This is a genomic window from Catenibacterium sp. co_0103 (assembly GCF_004168205.1).
Lineage (GTDB): Bacteria > Bacillota_I > Bacilli_A > Erysipelotrichales > Coprobacillaceae > Catenibacterium > Catenibacterium mitsuoka_A.
Map to the genome: position 1 here is coordinate 26,262 of NZ_RCYB01000014.1, position 16,216 is coordinate 42,477.

The following is a 16,216-nucleotide window of genomic DNA, read 5'->3' on the forward strand; positions in this document are numbered from 1 at the left end:
AAAGAAGGTGGATACATGAAATTTATTGATCGCGTTAAGATTTATGTTCAAGCAGGTACTGGAGGTAATGGTACAGTTGCTTTCAGACGTGAAGCGCATGTTCCAAAGGGAGGACCATCTGGAGGAGATGGAGGTCGTGGCGGAAGTGTTATCTTCGTTGCAACAAACTCATTATCAACTTTGTTAGATTTAAGATATTATCGTGAATACAAGGCTCAAAATGGTGAAAAAGGTCATGCTAAAAAGATGCATGGTGCTGATGCTGATGATTTAGTTATCAGAGTACCAGTAGGAACTTGTGTTTATGATGACGAAACAGGCAATATTATTGCCGACCTTACAAAGGATGGTCAGCATGCTGTAATCGCAAAAGGTGGCCGTGGCGGTCGAGGGAATGCAAGATTTGCTTCATCACGTAACCCAGCACCTAAGATCTGTGAAAATGGCGAACCGGGTGAAAAATTCAATCTAAGAGTAGAATTAAAACTACTTGCAGATGTTGGATTAGTAGGATTCCCAAGTGTTGGTAAGTCTACTTTATTATCTGTTGTTTCAAAGGCAAGACCACAGATTGCTGATTATCACTTTACTACTATCGTACCTAATTTAGGTGTTGTACAGGTTAAGGATGGTCGTTCATTTGTTATGGCTGACTTACCTGGTCTTATTGAAGGCGCATCACAGGGTAAGGGTTTAGGTCATCAGTTCTTAAGACATATCGAAAGATGTCGTGTTATTGTTCATGTCATTGATATGAGCGGCAGCGAAGGCAGAGATCCTTATGAAGATTATGTCACTATTAATAAAGAATTAGGTGAATATGAATATCGCCTATTGGAAAGACCACAGATTATTGTGGCTAATAAGATGGATGGTGATGAAGCAGAAGAAAACTTAAAGAAATTCAAGGAAAAGCTTGGAGATCAGAAAGTATTCCCAATTATTGCACCAATTCATGAAGGTATCGACGCTGTTCTTTATGCAGTTGCTGATGCATTAGAAACTGCTCCAGACTTCTTTAATCAGGAAGAAGAACAGGAAAGTGTTCTTTATACTTATAAGGAAGAAGAAAAACCATTCACTATTCATAATAAAGGTAATGGTGTATGGGAAGTTACTGGTAAGAAGGTTGAAAGACTTGTACAGATGGCCTCATTTACTACAGATGATGGCTTCCAGAGATTCGCATTACAAATCCGTAATATGGGTATTGATGATGCATTAAGGGAAGCTGGCTGTGAAGATGGCGATACTGTACGCTTATATGACTTCGAATTTGAATTTTATAATTAATACCATTTCTAGAAATGGTATTTTTTTTTGACATATGATAGAATTAGGAAATGCGTAAAGGAGATTTTTATGTATAGTTATATCAAAGGAATCATTGCAGATTTATATTCAGATCATATTGTCATAGATAATCATGGAATAGGTTATGAGGTACATGTATCCAACCCCTATAATTTTAAAAAGGGTGATGATGCAACAGTCTATATCTATCAGCAGGTCAAAGAGGATGATATTACTTTATTTGGCTTTAAGAAAAAAGAAGAAAAAGAATTATTTCAGAAACTTATTCTTGTAAAAGGGATAGGCTGTAAGACAGCTATTGGTATTCTTGCGACAGGTGAGATTGATGCAATTATTGATGCGATAGAAGGTAAAAATACAGCATATCTTAAGAAGATACCTGGGATTGGTCCTAAAGCTGCACAGCAGATTATCCTTGATTTGCATGGAAAGTTTGATAAACGTGCAATGAAGCCTCTTGGTTCTCCAGATTATGAAGAAGCCACTGAAGTATTAATCGCATTAGGCTATAAACAAAATGATGTAGAAAAAGCAATGAAAGTATTATCTAGTGAAAATCTAGACACTAATGGTTATGTGAAACGTGCATTAGCTTTATTAACACAATAATGAAAGGAGAATCTTATGGATCGTGATATTTTAGATACAAATGAACATATCGAAGATGAAGAAAGTTCTTTAAGACCGGCTTCTTTTGATGAATATGTCGGTCAGCATGATTTAAAAGAAAACCTTCGTGTTTTTGTAGGCGCTGCAAAGATGCGTGATGAAACACTTGATCATGTTTTATTCTATGGCCCTCCAGGACTAGGTAAAACCACAATGTCAATGATTATTGCGAATGAAATGGGAACGCATATCAAGATTACAACAGGACCTTCTATTGAAAAAACAGGAGACCTTGTTGCATTACTTACATCTCTTGAACCAGGTGATGTACTCTTTATTGATGAAATTCATCGTTTAAATAAAGTTGTAGAAGAAATACTATATCCTGCAATGGAAGATTTCTGTGTAGACGTTATGATTGGTAAAGATGCGACAACACGTTCTGTACGTATTGATTTACCCCCTTTCACATTAGTAGGAGCGACTACACGTGCAGGAGATATTTCTGCCCCATTGCGTGATCGTTTTGGTATTGTAGCTAAACTTGATTATTATAAGGATGAAGAACTCCGAGATATTATTTCTCGTACAAGTAAAGTCTATGGTATGGTCATGGAAGAAGAAGCCAAGATGGAACTTGCCAGACGTTCAAGAGGAACGCCACGTATTGCGAATAGACTCTTTAGACGTGTCAGAGATTTTGCTCAGTTCTATGGTGATGAAATCATTACTAAAGACCGTACAATGCAGGCATTGGACCGTTTAAAAGTAGATAATCTAGGACTAGATGATGTTGATCATAAATATTTGCTTGGTATCATCAATCGTTTCCAAGGCGGCCCTGTAGGATTAGAAGCACTTGCTGCAAGCGTTGGTGAAGAAAGAATGACATTAGAAGATGTCTATGAACCTTACTTACTACAAAAAGGCTTGATCAAACGTACTTCAAGAGGCAGAATTGCGACAGATCTTGCTTATAGGCATTTTCATATTACAAGAGAGAATTAATTTAATTCTCTTTTTTTTTATGCGTCAAATTAAGATTATAGGGCTGATTCTTCTAAGTATTGCCTCATTTATATATGGTTATCAAAAGCCTGAGAAGGTCGGCTCAACACAAAAATCAGAAGTCTATATTACATTAGAAGGTGCTTTTAACAAGACAGGAGAAGTCCCTATAAAAGAAGGGATGACAATGAGTGATTTAGTTAAGGAAGTTGGAGTTAAAGAAAATGCTTGCATGGATTCTTTGAATATGAATAGAAGTATTCAGGCAGAGATGCGTCTTTACTTACCAGAAAAAAGAGCAAATATGATTTCACTCAATAAAGGAACAATAGAAGACTTTATGACATTAAAAGGAGTAGGAGAGAAAACAGCACAGAAGTTTATAGACTATAGGCATACACAGCCCTTTTATACAATAGAAGACATTATGAATATACAAGGAATCGGTGAGAAGAAATATCTCATCTACCGTGATTACTTATGCCTTTAAGATATCATTTAGTATATTATGCAGTATTTGTCTTATTACTATCTGTTGCTTATCTTGTTCATCCTTTATTTTATATATTTCTATTAGCTTATTTAATTTATCTAGTAAAACGATTTGGAAGAAAGATGTTATTTCTTCTTTTTTTATTACCAATTATACTTAGACCAGCCACATCAACAGAAGTGTCTTCTATTGTTTCTGGAAAGGTGAAAGATATAAGAGATAATTATGTTATTTTAAATACAGATTATGGGAAGATTAAAGCTTATACAGATCATACGTTTCAATATAATGATGAAGTACTCGTTAAATTGAACTTTCTAGAAATCAATCATCGTAAAGATCCTATAGGTTATGATGAATATCATTCATTCAAAGCTAACAATATCGTCGCAAAGGCTAAAATCACCCATATTACTTCTGTCTCATCCCATCCGTCCTTTTATCAATTATTAGAAAAACAGTTTTCTTCTTCAAAATCTATTAAAAGCTACCAGAAGCTGTTTATCTTAGGCATTAAAGATGAAGCCATTAAAGAAGACTATTCACTCCTCACAAGTCTTTCTCTCGTACATATGTTTGCTCTTTCAGGAATGCATATTCATTTACTCTATAAATGTCTCAGTCTTATTAAATCATTTATACGTGATGATATTGCAGATATCATCATTAAAGTACTTATAGGATTTTATGTTTTTTCTATACCTTATAATATATCTCTTTATCGTGCCTTTTATATGCTTGTTATCTATGATCTTGTGAAGGAGAAGTTCAATCAACTAGATGTTTTATCACTTCTTGTTTTAGTTAATGTTATTAAGAATCCTTATATCATCTTTAGTATTTCTTTTATCTTTTCATATTTTATTTATTTTCTTGTCATTATGACCAAACATTTCCCATACCGCTCTTTCCTTATTTATTTAGGTGGTATTCCTATTGTCCTCTCACTTAATTTCTCTATTAATATCTTTTCTTATTTCTTAACAGTTCTTCTTTCTCCTTTTATATCCTGTTTCTATATTGTGACACTTCTCTCTCTTATTTTTCCAATAGATCTGATTATGAAGATGATGATTGGCTACCAGCAGATGATTCTTACCTTTATTACTTCATTCAATGCTGAAATCATTTTTCAAAAACCAACATTCTCATTTATTATTCTTTATTACATTATCTTGTTTAATATCTTCTTATTATTAGAAGAAAAGAAAAGTATTCAACTTTCTATGTCATTGTTGTGCGCACTACTGATCAGCTTCCATATATATAGTATCTATAAACCTTACACGCAGGTCTCTACTATTGATGTAGGACAGGGAGATTGTTCACTCATTCGTCTCCCTTTTAATCAAGGAAATTATTTGATTGATACAGGTGGTAATAGGGAATATGATATTGCCTCTCATAATGTGATTCCATTTCTTAAATCTCAAGGTGTTCCGTGTATTGATAGAGTTTATATCTCTCATCATGATTATGATCACTATGGTGCATTAGATTCATTAAAGAAGAAATATAAAGTCAAGCGTGTTGTTGATACCTATCAAAAAGAAGAGAAGAATAAGCTCATTACAATCAAGATGCTCAAAAGTGATGTTATCTATCCTTCTACTAATGAAAACTCATTAGTGATGTTAGTCACAACAGGAGGCTATAATTATTTATTTACAGGCGATATCCCAAGTAATGTAGAAGAAGACCTCTATAAGAAATATGGGAAAATAGATGTGGATGTCTTAAAGGTTGCACATCATGGCAGTGGTTATTCTTCTTCTGTAACATTCTTTCAAATGGTTCATCCTCGTATCGCAATGATTGGTGTAGGAGAACATAATCTCTATGGGCATCCAGCTCATATTGTCATTAAACGATTAGAAGAAAGAAAGATTAAAATACTGCGTACAGATCTTGATGGTAGCTTTTCTATTATCACTTATTTAGGAGAACATCTTATTTACCGTTAATCATGAATATATGGTAGAATAGGACAAAAGGATGGAGAACTATGAATATTGTATTATATGGAGAAGAAAAACTATTACGTGCACAAAGATTAGAAGACTTAAAAAAGAAATATCAATGTACAAGCGATGATATGAACTATATGGTCTATCATGCAGGTGAAACACCTATGAAGGACATTATTGAAGATGCTTTAACACAACCTTTCTTAACAGAATATAAGATGGTTGTATTAAAGAATCCAATCTTTCTTACAAAAGAGAAGCCTAAAAAGAAGCTAGTCACAGATGAAGATATCAAGTTATTTTTAGATTATATTGAACATGATAATCCAACAACATTATTTGTAATATATCATGATCAGCGTAACTTTGATGAAAGAAAAAAAGTAGTTAAATCATTACGTAAAAACGCGAAATGGTATGAAATAGAGAAATTAACCTTCAATCAGCTTTATAAGGCTACTAGAGAAGCCATTGTTCATAGAAATGCCTCTATTGAAGACAATGCTCTTGCTTTATTACTAGAACGCTGTGGAAATGATCTTTTGACTATTTCTAATCAGGTAGAGAAATTATGTCTCTATACACATAGTATAAAGAAAGAAGATGTTGAAAGATTAGTCCCACCACGAGTTGAAGAGGATGTTTTTAAGTTAACTAATGCATTATTGAATCATGATTTAAGAAATACAATGCGTGTTTATCAAGACTTAATCTCTAAGAAACATGATCCTTTAGAACTCATTGGTTTAATTGCGAATGCGTTACGTAATCTCTACCAGGTCTCTATTATGAGCAAGAAGGGATATCGTGATAATGATATTGCCTCAGCACTAGGTCTTAATCCTCGTGCTATCTATCCAATTCGTAAAAATGCAGCACATTTTGATATTACTGAACTCATGGAAAAACTTTATGACTTATCAGAACTGGATTATGCAATCAAGACAGGTACAGTAGATAAATTTAGAGGATTAGAACTCTTCTTGATGAGGATATAATATGGAAACAAAAGCACTTTATATTCATATTCCTTTTTGTGATCATATCTGTTCTTATTGCGATTTCGCAAAGGTCTATTATCGTGAAGAGTTTGTCTTAAAATATCTAGAACGATTAAAGGAAGAACTTAACGCTCTTCCTCATCATATTATGAGAACTATTTATATAGGAGGAGGCACACCAAGTGCTCTTTCTTTAAAACAATTAGACACATTATTAAGTATGGTTGATCCTTTTGTAGGGGATGATACTCTCGAATATACAATAGAAGTCAATCCTGAATCAGCAACGCTTGATAAACTAGAATGTATGCATACTCATGGTGTGAATCGAATAAGCGTTGGTGTACAGACATTTAATAATGATTTATTAAAAAGGATTGAACGTTATCATACTTCTGATATTGCGCAAGAAGTAATAAGAAATGCATGCTCTATAGGCTTTAAGCATATCTCTATTGATCTCATGTATGGACTTCCTAATCAGACATTAGAAGATGTCCAAGAAGATTTAAAGACTGCCTTATCACTTCCTATTAATCATTTATCTTATTATTCACTTATATTGGAGGAACATACAAGACTTTATGACAACTATGAACCTCTTGATGAAGAGACAGAAGGAAAGTGGAGTGATTATATTGTAGAGACACTTTCTCATGCTGGTTTTCATCGCTATGAAGTCTCTAACTTTGCGTTAGGAAATCATGAATCAGAACATAATAAAGTTTATTGGCATTATGATAATTATTATGGTGTGGGCATTGGTGCGACAGGTAAAATAGATGATGAACTTATTTCTCACTCGCGTAGTCTTACTGATTACTTGAAGGGGAAGAATACAATATATATAGAAAAAGAAACAATTGAAGATACAATGTTTAATTATCTTATGATGTCTTTACGTCTAAAAGAAGGATTAGACCTTGATGAATTTAAAAGAAGATATCATTGTTCTGTAGAAGATGTCTATAAAGAAGCTCTTACTAAGAACCTAGGTAATCATTCGTTGATTATTGAAAACAATCATTTGAAAACAAATGATACACTCGATCTTCTTAATTCCATTCTTCTAGATTTCTTACCAGAATAAGTGGTTTCTCAAATAAGAGAACCCCTTTTTAATATAAACTAGCACTAAAGTCTTGACACTGCTAAAAAAGAATGTATAATGAATCTAGCACAAGAGGAAAAAGAGTGCTAAGGAGGTGCTTGGGATGCTTTCGGCAAGACAAATGCTTATATTTAAATATATTGTCGAAGAGTTTATTGAAACAGCAGAACCTGTTGGATCTAAGCTTCTGATGACAAAATATGAATTACCATATTCAAGCGCCACTATTCGAAATGAAATGAGCAAGCTTGAAGAACTTGGTTTTCTAGTGAAGACACATACATCTTCTGGCCGTGTTCCTTCTAAGAAGGGATATTACTATTATGTAAATACTTTGCTTCAGCCAAATGTCGACGAACAGGTGAAGAATCAGGTTGCAACTATCTTTAGTGATACACATCAATCATTGAATAGTTTGATTAAAGAAAGCTGCGAAATGTTAAGCCAGTTGACTAATCTGACGGCGGTTGCTCTAGGACCTAATTCAAGTTATGAATGTCTGCAGAACATTACACTTGTTCCAATTGGGACGCGTAATGTCACTGCGATTATTGTAACGGATAAGGGACATGTAGAAAATCGAGTTTTCACTTTATCTGAGACATTGAGTTTGGATGATTTACAATCTTGTGTGGCGGTAATGAATGACACATTAGTTGGCACACCAATCAATCAGGTGGCAGATAGATTAGAAAACGATGTCAAGCCAATCCTCAATACGAGAATCAAGGAACATGAAATCTTGTTTAATGCTTTCTTAGAAGCATTTATGAAGTTTGCAAGAAACAATGTATATTTCTCTGGTAAAGATCATTTGCTGTATCAACCAGAATACAATGATGTCAACAAGTTAAGAAAATTAGTGAGTGCATTTGAAAATTCATCAAACTGGAATTTCTTACCACCAACTGATGATGATGGCATCAAGGTATTGATTGGTGATGATTCAAATGTATCTGGACTTGATGATGTATCAGTTATTTCATCTTCTTTTGATACAGGAGGAGCTAGTAAAGGAACGATTTCTGTAATCGGTCCAACACGTATGCCTTACAAGAAAGTTGTATCGCTTGTAGAATATATTACTGAAAATATAGAAAGAATCATCAAGGAAAATGATGAGTAGAAGAGGTGAGACCATGGCAGAAGAAATGAAGAAAGAAGCAGAAGAAACTGTTGAAGAATCTACTAAGGAAGAAGCTGAAGAAGTAAAAGAAGAAACAACTGAAGAAACAGCTGAAGAAACAGTAGATCCTAAAGATGAAAAGATTAAGGATTTAGAATCTCAAATCAACAAGTGGAAGACAGATTATTATAAAGTATTCGCTGATATGGAAAACTTAAAGAAAAGACTTAAAAATGAACACGCGAATCAGTTAAAGTATGCAATGCAGTCTTTTATTGAAGAGTTACTACCAGTTATTGATAACTATGAAAGATCATTAACTGTTGAGCCTGAAAGCGAAGAAGGTAAGAATATTCTTAAGGGTAATAAGATGATTTTGAACCAGTTAATGAATATTCTTGGTAAGAATGGTGTAACTGTGATTGAAGCACAGGGTAAGGAATTTGATCCAAATATGCACCAGGCAGTCATGCAGGATGATAATCCTGACTTTGGTCCAAATATTGTGACTGAAGAATTACAAAAAGGTTATATGTTAAAAGATAGAGTAATTAGAGCAACTTTAGTGAAAGTGAATAAGGATTAATAGGAGGAGAACTTATTATGAGTAAAATTATTGGTATTGATTTAGGTACAACAAATTCATGTGTCAGTGTTATGGAAAATGGTGAAGCAAAAGTAATTGCAAATCCAGAAGGAATGAGAACAACTCCATCGGTTGTTGCATTCAAGAACGGTGAAATCATCGTTGGTGAAGCTGCAAAGCGTCAGGCTGTTACAAATCCTGATACTGTAGCATCAATCAAGAGACATATGGGTACAAACTATAAAGAACATGTAAATGGTCGTGATTATACACCAGAAGAAATTTCAGCAATGATTCTTCAGAACTTAAAGGCTACTGCTGAAAGCTATTTAGGTGAAAAAGTAACTAAGGCTGTTATCACAGTTCCAGCTTACTTCAATGATGCTCAGCGTCAGGCTACTAAGGATGCTGGTAAGATTGCAGGCCTTGATGTTGAACGTATTATCAATGAACCTACAGCAGCAGCACTTGCTTATGGTGTAGATAAAACTGAACAGGAACAGAAAGTATTAGTATATGACTTAGGTGGAGGAACATTCGATGTTTCTATCCTTGACTTATATGATGGTACATTTGATGTATTAGCCACTGCAGGTAACAACCGCTTAGGTGGTGATGACTTCGATAAGAAAGTTATGGACTACATGGTTTCTGAATTCAAGAAAGAAAACGGTGTTGATTTAAGTGCTGATAAGATGGCTATGCAGAGAGTTAAAGATGCTGCAGAAAAGGCTAAGAAAGACTTATCTGGTATGATGCAGACTCAGATCTCATTACCATATATCACTGCTGGTGCTAATGGACCACTTCATTTAGATATGACTCTTACAAGAGCTAAATTTGATGAATTAACAGCTGATTTAGTTGCTAAAACAGAAGTTCCAGTAAGACAGGCATTAACTGATGCGAAAGTATCTGCATCTGAAATCGATCAGATCTTACTAGTTGGGGGTTCTACTCGTATCATTGCAGTACAGGAATCAGTTAAGAGATTATTAGGAAAAGAACCTAACAAGTCAGTTAACCCTGATGAAGTAGTATCTATGGGTGCTGCAATCCAGGGTGGTGTTATCACTGGTGATGTTAAGGATGTCGTATTACTTGATGTTACACCATTATCACTTGGTATCGAAACTATGGGTGGTGTTATGACAGTATTAATCCCTCGTAACACAACTATCCCAACTACTAAATCACAGATCTTCTCAACTGCTGCTGACAACCAGCCAGCTGTAGATATTAACGTACTACAGGGTGAACGTGCAATGGCTAAAGATAATAAGCAGTTAGGCTTATTTAAACTTGATGGTATTGAACCAGCTCCAAGAGGCATTCCTCAGATTGAAGTATCATTTGATATCGACGTTAACGGTATCGTAAATGTTAAAGCAAAAGATATGAAGACAAACAAAGAACAGTCTATCACTATTCAGAACTCTACAGGTTTAAGTGAAGAAGAAATCGATAGAATGGTTAAGGAAGCTGAAAGCAATAAAGCTGACGATGAAAAGAAACGTAAAGACATCGAAACTAAGAACAAAGCAGAAGCTATGATTAACCAGATTGATAAGGCTTTAGCTGAACAGGGTGCTAACCTTCCAGAAGATCAGAAGAACCAGGCTACAGCTTTAAGAGATGAACTTAAGACTGCATTAGACAATAATGATATGGCTACTCTTGAATCTAAGATGAGTGAACTTGAACAGATCGCTCAGCAGATGGCTGCTGCTCAGTATCAGCAGCAGAATGCTGGTAATACAGCAGGTGCAGACACTTCATCTAACAACAATAACGATGATTTCGTTGATGCAGACTTTACTGAAAAGAACTAACAAGAAAGCCAAGGGCAATCCCCTTGGCTTATATTAAATGAGGTGTAATTTATGGCAGATAAGAGAGATTACTATGAAGTCCTTGGTGTATCTAGGGATGCTTCAAAAGATGAAATAAAACGTGCCTATCGTAAGATGGCAAAGAAATATCACCCTGATGTGAATAAAGCGCCAGATGCAGCAGATAAGTTCAAGGAAGTTAATGAAGCCTATGAAGTTCTTTCTGATGAGAATAAGAAGGCTGCTTATGACCGTTATGGACATGCAGCATTTGAACAGGGTGGTGCAGGTGCTGGAGGATTTGGTGGCCAGGGATTTGGCGGATTTGAAGATATGGACTTTGGCGATATCTTCGGTTCATTCTTTGGCGGAGGACAGTCACGTTCTAGAAGACCTACAGGACCACAAAAAGGTGAAGACCGTTATGTTCAGATAGAAATTGATTTCATGGATGCTATCAAAGGTAAAAAGACTGAACTTAAGATTAACTATGATGAACAGTGTTCTCATTGTCATGGTACAGGTGCTAAGAATCCTAATGATGTGCATACATGTTCTAGATGTGGTGGAACAGGACGTATTAGAGTACAGCAGCGTTCACCATTTGGTACTATCATTAATGAATCAGTCTGCCCAGACTGTCATGGTACAGGTAAGGTAGTCAAGGATAAGTGCCCACATTGTCATGGTTCAGGATATATTAATAAGAATGTCACTGTAGAATTAACAATCCCAGCTGGTATTAATTCTCATCAGCAGTTGCGTGTCGCTGGTAAAGGACAGCGTGGTGTCAATGGTGGACCTAATGGTGACTTATATGTAGAAATCTATGTACGTCCACATAAATACTTTGTGAGAAACGGTAATGATATTTCTATATCAGTTCCAGTTTCTGCAGTAGATGCAACTCTTGGCTGTGAAGTTGAAGTACCTACTGTTTATGGTGATGTCACTATGAAGATTCCAGCAGGAACACAGACTGGTACAGTCATGAGACTTAAGGGTAAAGGTGTCAAGAACATGCGTGGTGATACTTATGGTGATCAGTATGTTCAGGTTAACGTTTCTATTCCTAAGAAGTTAAGCAAGAAAGAAAAAGACCTTTATACAAAACTTAAAGAATTAGATGAAAAAGAATCTATTTTTGATCAATTTAAGAAATCATTCAAGAGATAGGGATATTGAGTATTCCTATCTTTTTTGTATAATGAAATAAGGAGGACATTATGAAATATAAAACTATATTATGGGATATAGATGGCACACTTCTTAATTTTGAAATGTCTGAAAGAATCAGCATGGAAAAATGTTTAGAGAAGCATGGCGTATCTATGACAGAAGCACAATTTGAAGAATACAAAAAGATTAATAAAGAATGCTGGAAGATGATTGAAAAGGATCATTCAAGAAGAAATGAACTCATGGTGAAACGTTTTGTAGACTTTTTTATATTACTTAATGTTTCTATTGATGGTGTTCAGTTTAATAAGGATTATCAGGAAGCATTAGGTACTTATTATTGTTTGAATGAATTCGCCTTAGAAGTCATTTTGGCACTTAAACCACATTGCAAGCAGTATGCAGCATCAAATGGCTCAAAAGTCGCTCAGTTAGGCAAATTAAAGGGTACAGGGCTTTATGACTTATTTGATGATATATTCATCTCAGAAGATGTAGGGCATGAAAAGCCAGATATTACATACTTTAATTATATTAAAGAAAAGACCCACTATGATCCTGATACCACAATTATTATCGGAGATTCACTTACAAGTGATATAAAGGGTGGAGAGAACGCAGGAATTGATACATGCTACTTTAATCCAGGACATCAAAAAAACACTTCTCAAGCTGTCACATACGAAATAGACAAACTTATAAAAGTGTTAGACGTAGTAAAATAAAAGAGGCTGTTGCCAGCCTCTATTATTATATCGATTAAGCGCTCTTTCTTAAAGTTCTTAACTGTCTTGCAGAAACTCTTACCTTTGTAGGCTTACCATCGATGATGACAGTAGCTTTCTGTAAGTTAACATTCCACTTTCTTCTTGTAGCGTTTAATGCATGAGAACGGTTGTTACCAGACATAGGTCCTTTACCGCTAAGCTGACATTTTCTAGACATTGAATTCACCATCCTTTTACTTGTTTCACATACTCGTGTATCTTACCATCTACCTCATCAAAAATCAATCATTTTTTTAATTAATCTGTCCAAAATGTAAAAAAAGTTGAATATATGGACAAAATAAGGATTGAAAAATCTTTATTGTTTGCTATAATCCTAATTGTTTGTAATGTTTGTGTATATGATATATAATTACTATTATGAAAAAAGAATAAAAATGGAGGAATCAATATGATTAAAAAAACAACTGATCTTGGAAATATAGATATTTCAACTGACGTTATTGCTACTATTTGTGGCGGAGCTGCAACAGAATGTTATGGTGTTGTAGGTATGGCTAGCCAGAAGATGATGGATGGTTTTTATGATCTTCTAGGTAAAGATAATTATTCTAAAGGAATTGTTGTTGAAGAAGGTCAGACTGGTTCTATTATTAATCTTTATATTATTGTAGGTTACGGTGTGAAGATTTCTGAAATCGTATATGAAGTACAGAAGAAAGTTAAATATGTACTAGAAAAGACTCTAGATATTGATGTTGAAGCTGTGAATGTTTATGTTCAGAGCATCCGTGTAATGGACTAGGAGGATGAAGCATGAAGGAAATTAACGGTAAAATGTTTAAACAGATGGTCTTAAGCGGGGCCATCGTATTACATAATAATCATCCTGAGGTAGATGCTTTAAACGTCTTCCCAGTACCAGATGGAGATACAGGTACTAATATGTCTCTTACATTCAATTCTGGGGCTGAACAGGTTGAAAAGCTTGCTGATGATACACCTATTGGTGATATCGCTAAAACTCTTTCTAAAGGCTTATTAATGGGAGCAAGAGGTAACTCTGGTGTTATTCTTTCTCAGATCTTTAGAGGTGTAGCTAAATCACTTAAAGGCAAAGAAACTGCCAATGTTGCAGAATTATCTGATGCATTCTCTTCTGGTGCTAAAGTGGCTTATAAGGCAGTTATGCGTCCAGTAGAAGGAACAATCTTAACAGTTATCAGAGAATCTGCTGATGTAGCTGCTAAGTATGTACAGCCAGATATGGAAATTGAAGACTGGTTCTCTTACTTTGTAAAGAGTGCTGAAAAGTCTTTAGATAATACACCTGAACTTCTTCCAGTATTAAAAGAAGTAGGTGTAGTTGACTCAGGAGGAGCTGGTTTATTATTAGTATTAACTGGTTTCATGGCTGCTCTTGCTGGTGAAGTGATTGAAAAAGTAGACAATGTTGGTGCCGCAAGTGATGTGGAAATTGTACAGGAAGAAGAAAAGCCTTATGGTTATCGTGTACAGTTCACATTAAAGATTGATGAAAGAAAGATGAATGCATTCAACTTAGATGGTTTCATCAATGAGTTAAAGAACTTACCAGGTAAGAACGTAGATGTAGCACAGAAAGATAATAAGGTTATTGGTAATGTAGATACATTAAAGCCTGGTAATGCATTAAATACAGGTCTTCGTTTTGGTGAATTCACTAAGGTAACTGTAGTGAATACTGAAGTATCTGAAGAAGAAATCCCAATGGCTCCTGCTAAGGAAATGGCTCTTATTTCTGTGGCTGCAGGTGATGGTATTAAGGATATGTTCCTTGAATTAAATTGTGATCATGTTGTATCTGGTGGTCAGACAATGAACCCTGCAACTGAAGATATCGTTAAAGCAATCAAGGGTGTGAATGCAAAACATGTCATCATTCTTCCAAATAACTCTAATATCGTCATGACTGCACAGCAGGCGGCTACAGTATTAGAAGGAGAAGTAGACGTTGTGGTATTACCTACTAAGACTATTCCTCAGGGATTATCTGCTGCTATCATGTATAATCCAGAAGCAACATTAGATGAAAATGTGGATGAAATGAAGGAAGCTATTGCAAATGTAAAGACTGGTCAAGTGACTTTCGCAATCAAGGATACTTCAATTGATGGTTTAGAAATTAAAGCAAATAACTATATGGCTTTATGTGAAAAGAAGATTGTGGCTTGTGTACCAGATAAGCTAGAAGCATTAAAGAATGTTTTAAGCAATCTTGTAGATGAAGATTCTGAAATCGTTACACTTATTTGTGGTGAAGACGTAACAGAAGAAGAACAGGAAGCAGCTAGAAGCTTCATTGAAGAAAACTATGAAGATGTAGAATGTGAAGTTCATGTTGGTAAACAGCCAGTTTACTCATTTATTGTTGGTGTTGAATAAATTCAATTCTCAAAAAGTGCCGATATAATCAGCACTTTTTTTGATTGATATTCAAATTTTACGCTTATTTACGCACTAATTTGGAAATATTAAGTAAAAAAGCCTGTTTTTTATTGGTCATCTTCAAGATTGAATTCGATTAGTTGAGCTATCTGATGTTCCTTGGATTTTAAGACATCAGCATATATATTAGCTGTTGTTTGAATATCATTATGGCCTAGATGAGAAGAGACTACTTTTATATCTACATCGTTCATAATTAACAATGTTGCATTAGCATGTCTTAAGAAGTGAACTGTTATATATTCATAATCAGTTCCTTTTTTTACTGCGTTTAATCTTTTATTGATATTATTTCTATGTATATAATCTCCTAATGGAGTAGAGAAAACTATATTAGGATTAATATATTGTTCTTTTAAAAATTGTTTTTTTTTTTTCATTTTGTTCTTGTTGGACCATTTTAAGAATGTTAAAAACGGTATTAGACATTCCTAGTATTCGATAGCTGTTATTTGTTTTTGGTGGTCCAATAATTGGATCCTTTCCGACAAAATTAATAGTTTTGTTGATATTAATTTCTTTATTTTTAAAATCAATCCTCAATTGTAAAATGAAACTGGAATTAAGGAATTGGGATAAAGGGGCATGCCCCTTTATCCCAATTCGCGCGACCGCAGGCTCCTTATTCTCAATTTTTATAAGAAAAAAATTGGATAATAGAAATCAAGAAAAAATTTAAAAAATATATCAATAATTTTTTTGAATACCCATAATCTACAGGTAACGATTTAAGAGAAGTGTGGAGCAGAAATATTCAGGATATAGACTATTTGTC

At 34.6% G+C, this 16,216-nt stretch carries 16 protein-coding genes; 14 read left to right on the forward strand and 2 right to left on the reverse strand.

Translation table 11 applies throughout. The features are described 5' to 3' along the window. Positions 1 to 15: 15 nt before the first annotated feature. The 12 genes from obgE to EAI80_RS04115 all read left to right on the forward strand — a co-directional run bounded on the left by obgE (position 16) and on the right by EAI80_RS04115 (position 12,951). A complete protein-coding gene (obgE, locus tag EAI80_RS04060) occupies positions 16 to 1,293 on the forward strand; it encodes a GTPase ObgE (RefSeq protein ID WP_129981017.1) in 1,278 nt (425 codons plus the stop codon). Positions 1,294 to 1,362: 69 nt separating this feature from the next. After that, positions 1,363 to 1,923: a Holliday junction branch migration protein RuvA gene (gene ruvA / locus EAI80_RS04065; RefSeq protein ID WP_129981018.1), complete on the forward strand. Its 561-nt coding sequence runs from the start codon at positions 1,363 to 1,365 to the stop codon at positions 1,921 to 1,923. Between the two features lie 15 nt (positions 1,924 to 1,938). Continuing rightward, positions 1,939 to 2,931, forward strand: a complete 993-nt coding sequence (ruvB, locus tag EAI80_RS04070) for a Holliday junction branch migration DNA helicase RuvB (protein WP_129981019.1) — start codon at positions 1,939 to 1,941, stop codon at positions 2,929 to 2,931. 19 nt (positions 2,932 to 2,950) lie between these two features. Beyond that, entirely contained in the window at positions 2,951 to 3,421 is a 471-nt protein-coding gene (locus EAI80_RS04075) for a helix-hairpin-helix domain-containing protein (RefSeq protein ID WP_129981020.1), read from the forward strand. After that, positions 3,412 to 5,388: a ComEC/Rec2 family competence protein gene (locus tag EAI80_RS04080; RefSeq protein ID WP_129981021.1), complete on the forward strand. Its 1,977-nt coding sequence runs from the start codon at positions 3,412 to 3,414 to the stop codon at positions 5,386 to 5,388. Before EAI80_RS04075 ends, EAI80_RS04080 begins: the two co-directional genes overlap by 10 nt. Before the next feature lie 41 nt (positions 5,389 to 5,429). Beyond that, positions 5,430 to 6,389 carry a DNA polymerase III subunit delta gene (gene holA / locus EAI80_RS04085; RefSeq protein ID WP_129981022.1) on the forward strand — a complete coding sequence of 320 codons (960 nt, stop codon included), beginning with the start codon at positions 5,430 to 5,432 and terminating at the stop codon, positions 6,387 to 6,389. A gap of 1 nt (position 6,390) precedes the next feature. Beyond that, positions 6,391 to 7,482 carry a radical SAM family heme chaperone HemW gene (gene hemW / locus EAI80_RS04090; protein ID WP_129981023.1) on the forward strand — a complete coding sequence of 364 codons (1,092 nt, stop codon included), beginning with the start codon at positions 6,391 to 6,393 and terminating at the stop codon, positions 7,480 to 7,482. 124 nt (positions 7,483 to 7,606) lie between these two features. After that, entirely contained in the window at positions 7,607 to 8,629 is a 1,023-nt protein-coding gene (gene hrcA / locus EAI80_RS04095) for a heat-inducible transcriptional repressor HrcA (RefSeq protein WP_129981024.1), read from the forward strand. A 13-nt stretch (positions 8,630 to 8,642) separates the two neighbouring features. After that, complete coding sequence (gene grpE, locus EAI80_RS04100; protein ID WP_129981025.1) at positions 8,643 to 9,215, forward strand: nucleotide exchange factor GrpE; 573 nt, start codon at positions 8,643 to 8,645, stop codon at positions 9,213 to 9,215. Between the two features lie 17 nt (positions 9,216 to 9,232). Continuing rightward, on the forward strand, positions 9,233 to 11,047 hold the full coding sequence (gene dnaK / locus EAI80_RS04105) for a molecular chaperone DnaK (RefSeq protein WP_022425790.1): 1,815 nt from the start codon (positions 9,233 to 9,235) through the stop codon (positions 11,045 to 11,047). 51 nt (positions 11,048 to 11,098) lie between these two features. Further along, positions 11,099 to 12,223, forward strand: coding sequence for a molecular chaperone DnaJ (dnaJ, locus tag EAI80_RS04110; protein ID WP_117459041.1), 1,125 nt, complete (start codon positions 11,099 to 11,101; stop codon positions 12,221 to 12,223). A gap of 50 nt (positions 12,224 to 12,273) precedes the next feature. Continuing rightward, positions 12,274 to 12,951 carry a YjjG family noncanonical pyrimidine nucleotidase gene (locus EAI80_RS04115; RefSeq protein WP_129981026.1) on the forward strand — a complete coding sequence of 226 codons (678 nt, stop codon included), beginning with the start codon at positions 12,274 to 12,276 and terminating at the stop codon, positions 12,949 to 12,951. Positions 12,952 to 12,985: 34 nt separating this feature from the next. On the opposite strand, the gene rpmB is transcribed toward EAI80_RS04115, so the two are convergent. After that, the gene (gene rpmB, locus EAI80_RS04120; RefSeq protein WP_022425067.1) at positions 12,986 to 13,171 is read right to left on the reverse strand and encodes a 50S ribosomal protein L28; all 186 of its coding nucleotides are present in this window, start codon (positions 13,169 to 13,171) and stop codon (positions 12,986 to 12,988) included. Positions 13,172 to 13,405: 234 nt separating this feature from the next. On the opposite strand from rpmB, the gene EAI80_RS04125 reads away from it, so the two are divergent. Together EAI80_RS04125 and EAI80_RS04130 are read left to right on the forward strand one after the other, a co-directional pair. Continuing rightward, complete coding sequence (locus tag EAI80_RS04125; protein ID WP_022425068.1) at positions 13,406 to 13,759, forward strand: Asp23/Gls24 family envelope stress response protein; 354 nt, start codon at positions 13,406 to 13,408, stop codon at positions 13,757 to 13,759. Positions 13,760 to 13,770: 11 nt separating this feature from the next. Beyond that, positions 13,771 to 15,378 (forward strand): DAK2 domain-containing protein, encoded by a 1,608-nt coding sequence (locus EAI80_RS04130; RefSeq protein WP_129981027.1) that lies wholly within the window; start codon positions 13,771 to 13,773, stop codon positions 15,376 to 15,378. Between the two features lie 110 nt (positions 15,379 to 15,488). Here EAI80_RS04130 and EAI80_RS04135 read toward each other — a convergent pair whose 3' ends face one another. Continuing rightward, positions 15,489 to 15,821, reverse strand: a complete 333-nt coding sequence (locus EAI80_RS04135; RefSeq protein ID WP_129981028.1) for a tyrosine-type recombinase/integrase — start codon at positions 15,819 to 15,821, stop codon at positions 15,489 to 15,491. Positions 15,822 to 16,216 lie beyond the last annotated feature (395 nt).

Coding starts and splice junctions, on each gene's coding strand:
- ruvB (WP_129981019.1), top strand. CDS start 1,939: ATGGATCGTGATATTTTAGATACAAATGAACATATCGAAGATGAAGAA.
- EAI80_RS04115 (WP_129981026.1), top strand. CDS start 12,274: ATGAAATATAAAACTATATTATGGGATATAGATGGCACACTTCTTAAT.
- EAI80_RS04130 (WP_129981027.1), top strand. CDS start 13,771: ATGAAGGAAATTAACGGTAAAATGTTTAAACAGATGGTCTTAAGCGGG.
- obgE (WP_129981017.1), top strand. CDS start 16: ATGAAATTTATTGATCGCGTTAAGATTTATGTTCAAGCAGGTACTGGA.
- holA (WP_129981022.1), top strand. CDS start 5,430: ATGAATATTGTATTATATGGAGAAGAAAAACTATTACGTGCACAAAGA.
- hrcA (WP_129981024.1), top strand. CDS start 7,607: ATGCTTTCGGCAAGACAAATGCTTATATTTAAATATATTGTCGAAGAG.
- EAI80_RS04125 (WP_022425068.1), top strand. CDS start 13,406: ATGATTAAAAAAACAACTGATCTTGGAAATATAGATATTTCAACTGAC.
- EAI80_RS04080 (WP_129981021.1), top strand. CDS start 3,412: ATGCCTTTAAGATATCATTTAGTATATTATGCAGTATTTGTCTTATTA.
- EAI80_RS04135 (WP_129981028.1), bottom strand. CDS start 15,821: ATGAAAAAAAAAAAACAATTTTTAAAAGAACAATATATTAATCCTAAT.
- ruvA (WP_129981018.1), top strand. CDS start 1,363: ATGTATAGTTATATCAAAGGAATCATTGCAGATTTATATTCAGATCAT.
- grpE (WP_129981025.1), top strand. CDS start 8,643: ATGGCAGAAGAAATGAAGAAAGAAGCAGAAGAAACTGTTGAAGAATCT.
- dnaJ (WP_117459041.1), top strand. CDS start 11,099: ATGGCAGATAAGAGAGATTACTATGAAGTCCTTGGTGTATCTAGGGAT.
- hemW (WP_129981023.1), top strand. CDS start 6,391: ATGGAAACAAAAGCACTTTATATTCATATTCCTTTTTGTGATCATATC.
- EAI80_RS04075 (WP_129981020.1), top strand. CDS start 2,951: ATGCGTCAAATTAAGATTATAGGGCTGATTCTTCTAAGTATTGCCTCA.
- dnaK (WP_022425790.1), top strand. CDS start 9,233: ATGAGTAAAATTATTGGTATTGATTTAGGTACAACAAATTCATGTGTC.
- rpmB (WP_022425067.1), bottom strand. CDS start 13,171: ATGTCTAGAAAATGTCAGCTTAGCGGTAAAGGACCTATGTCTGGTAAC.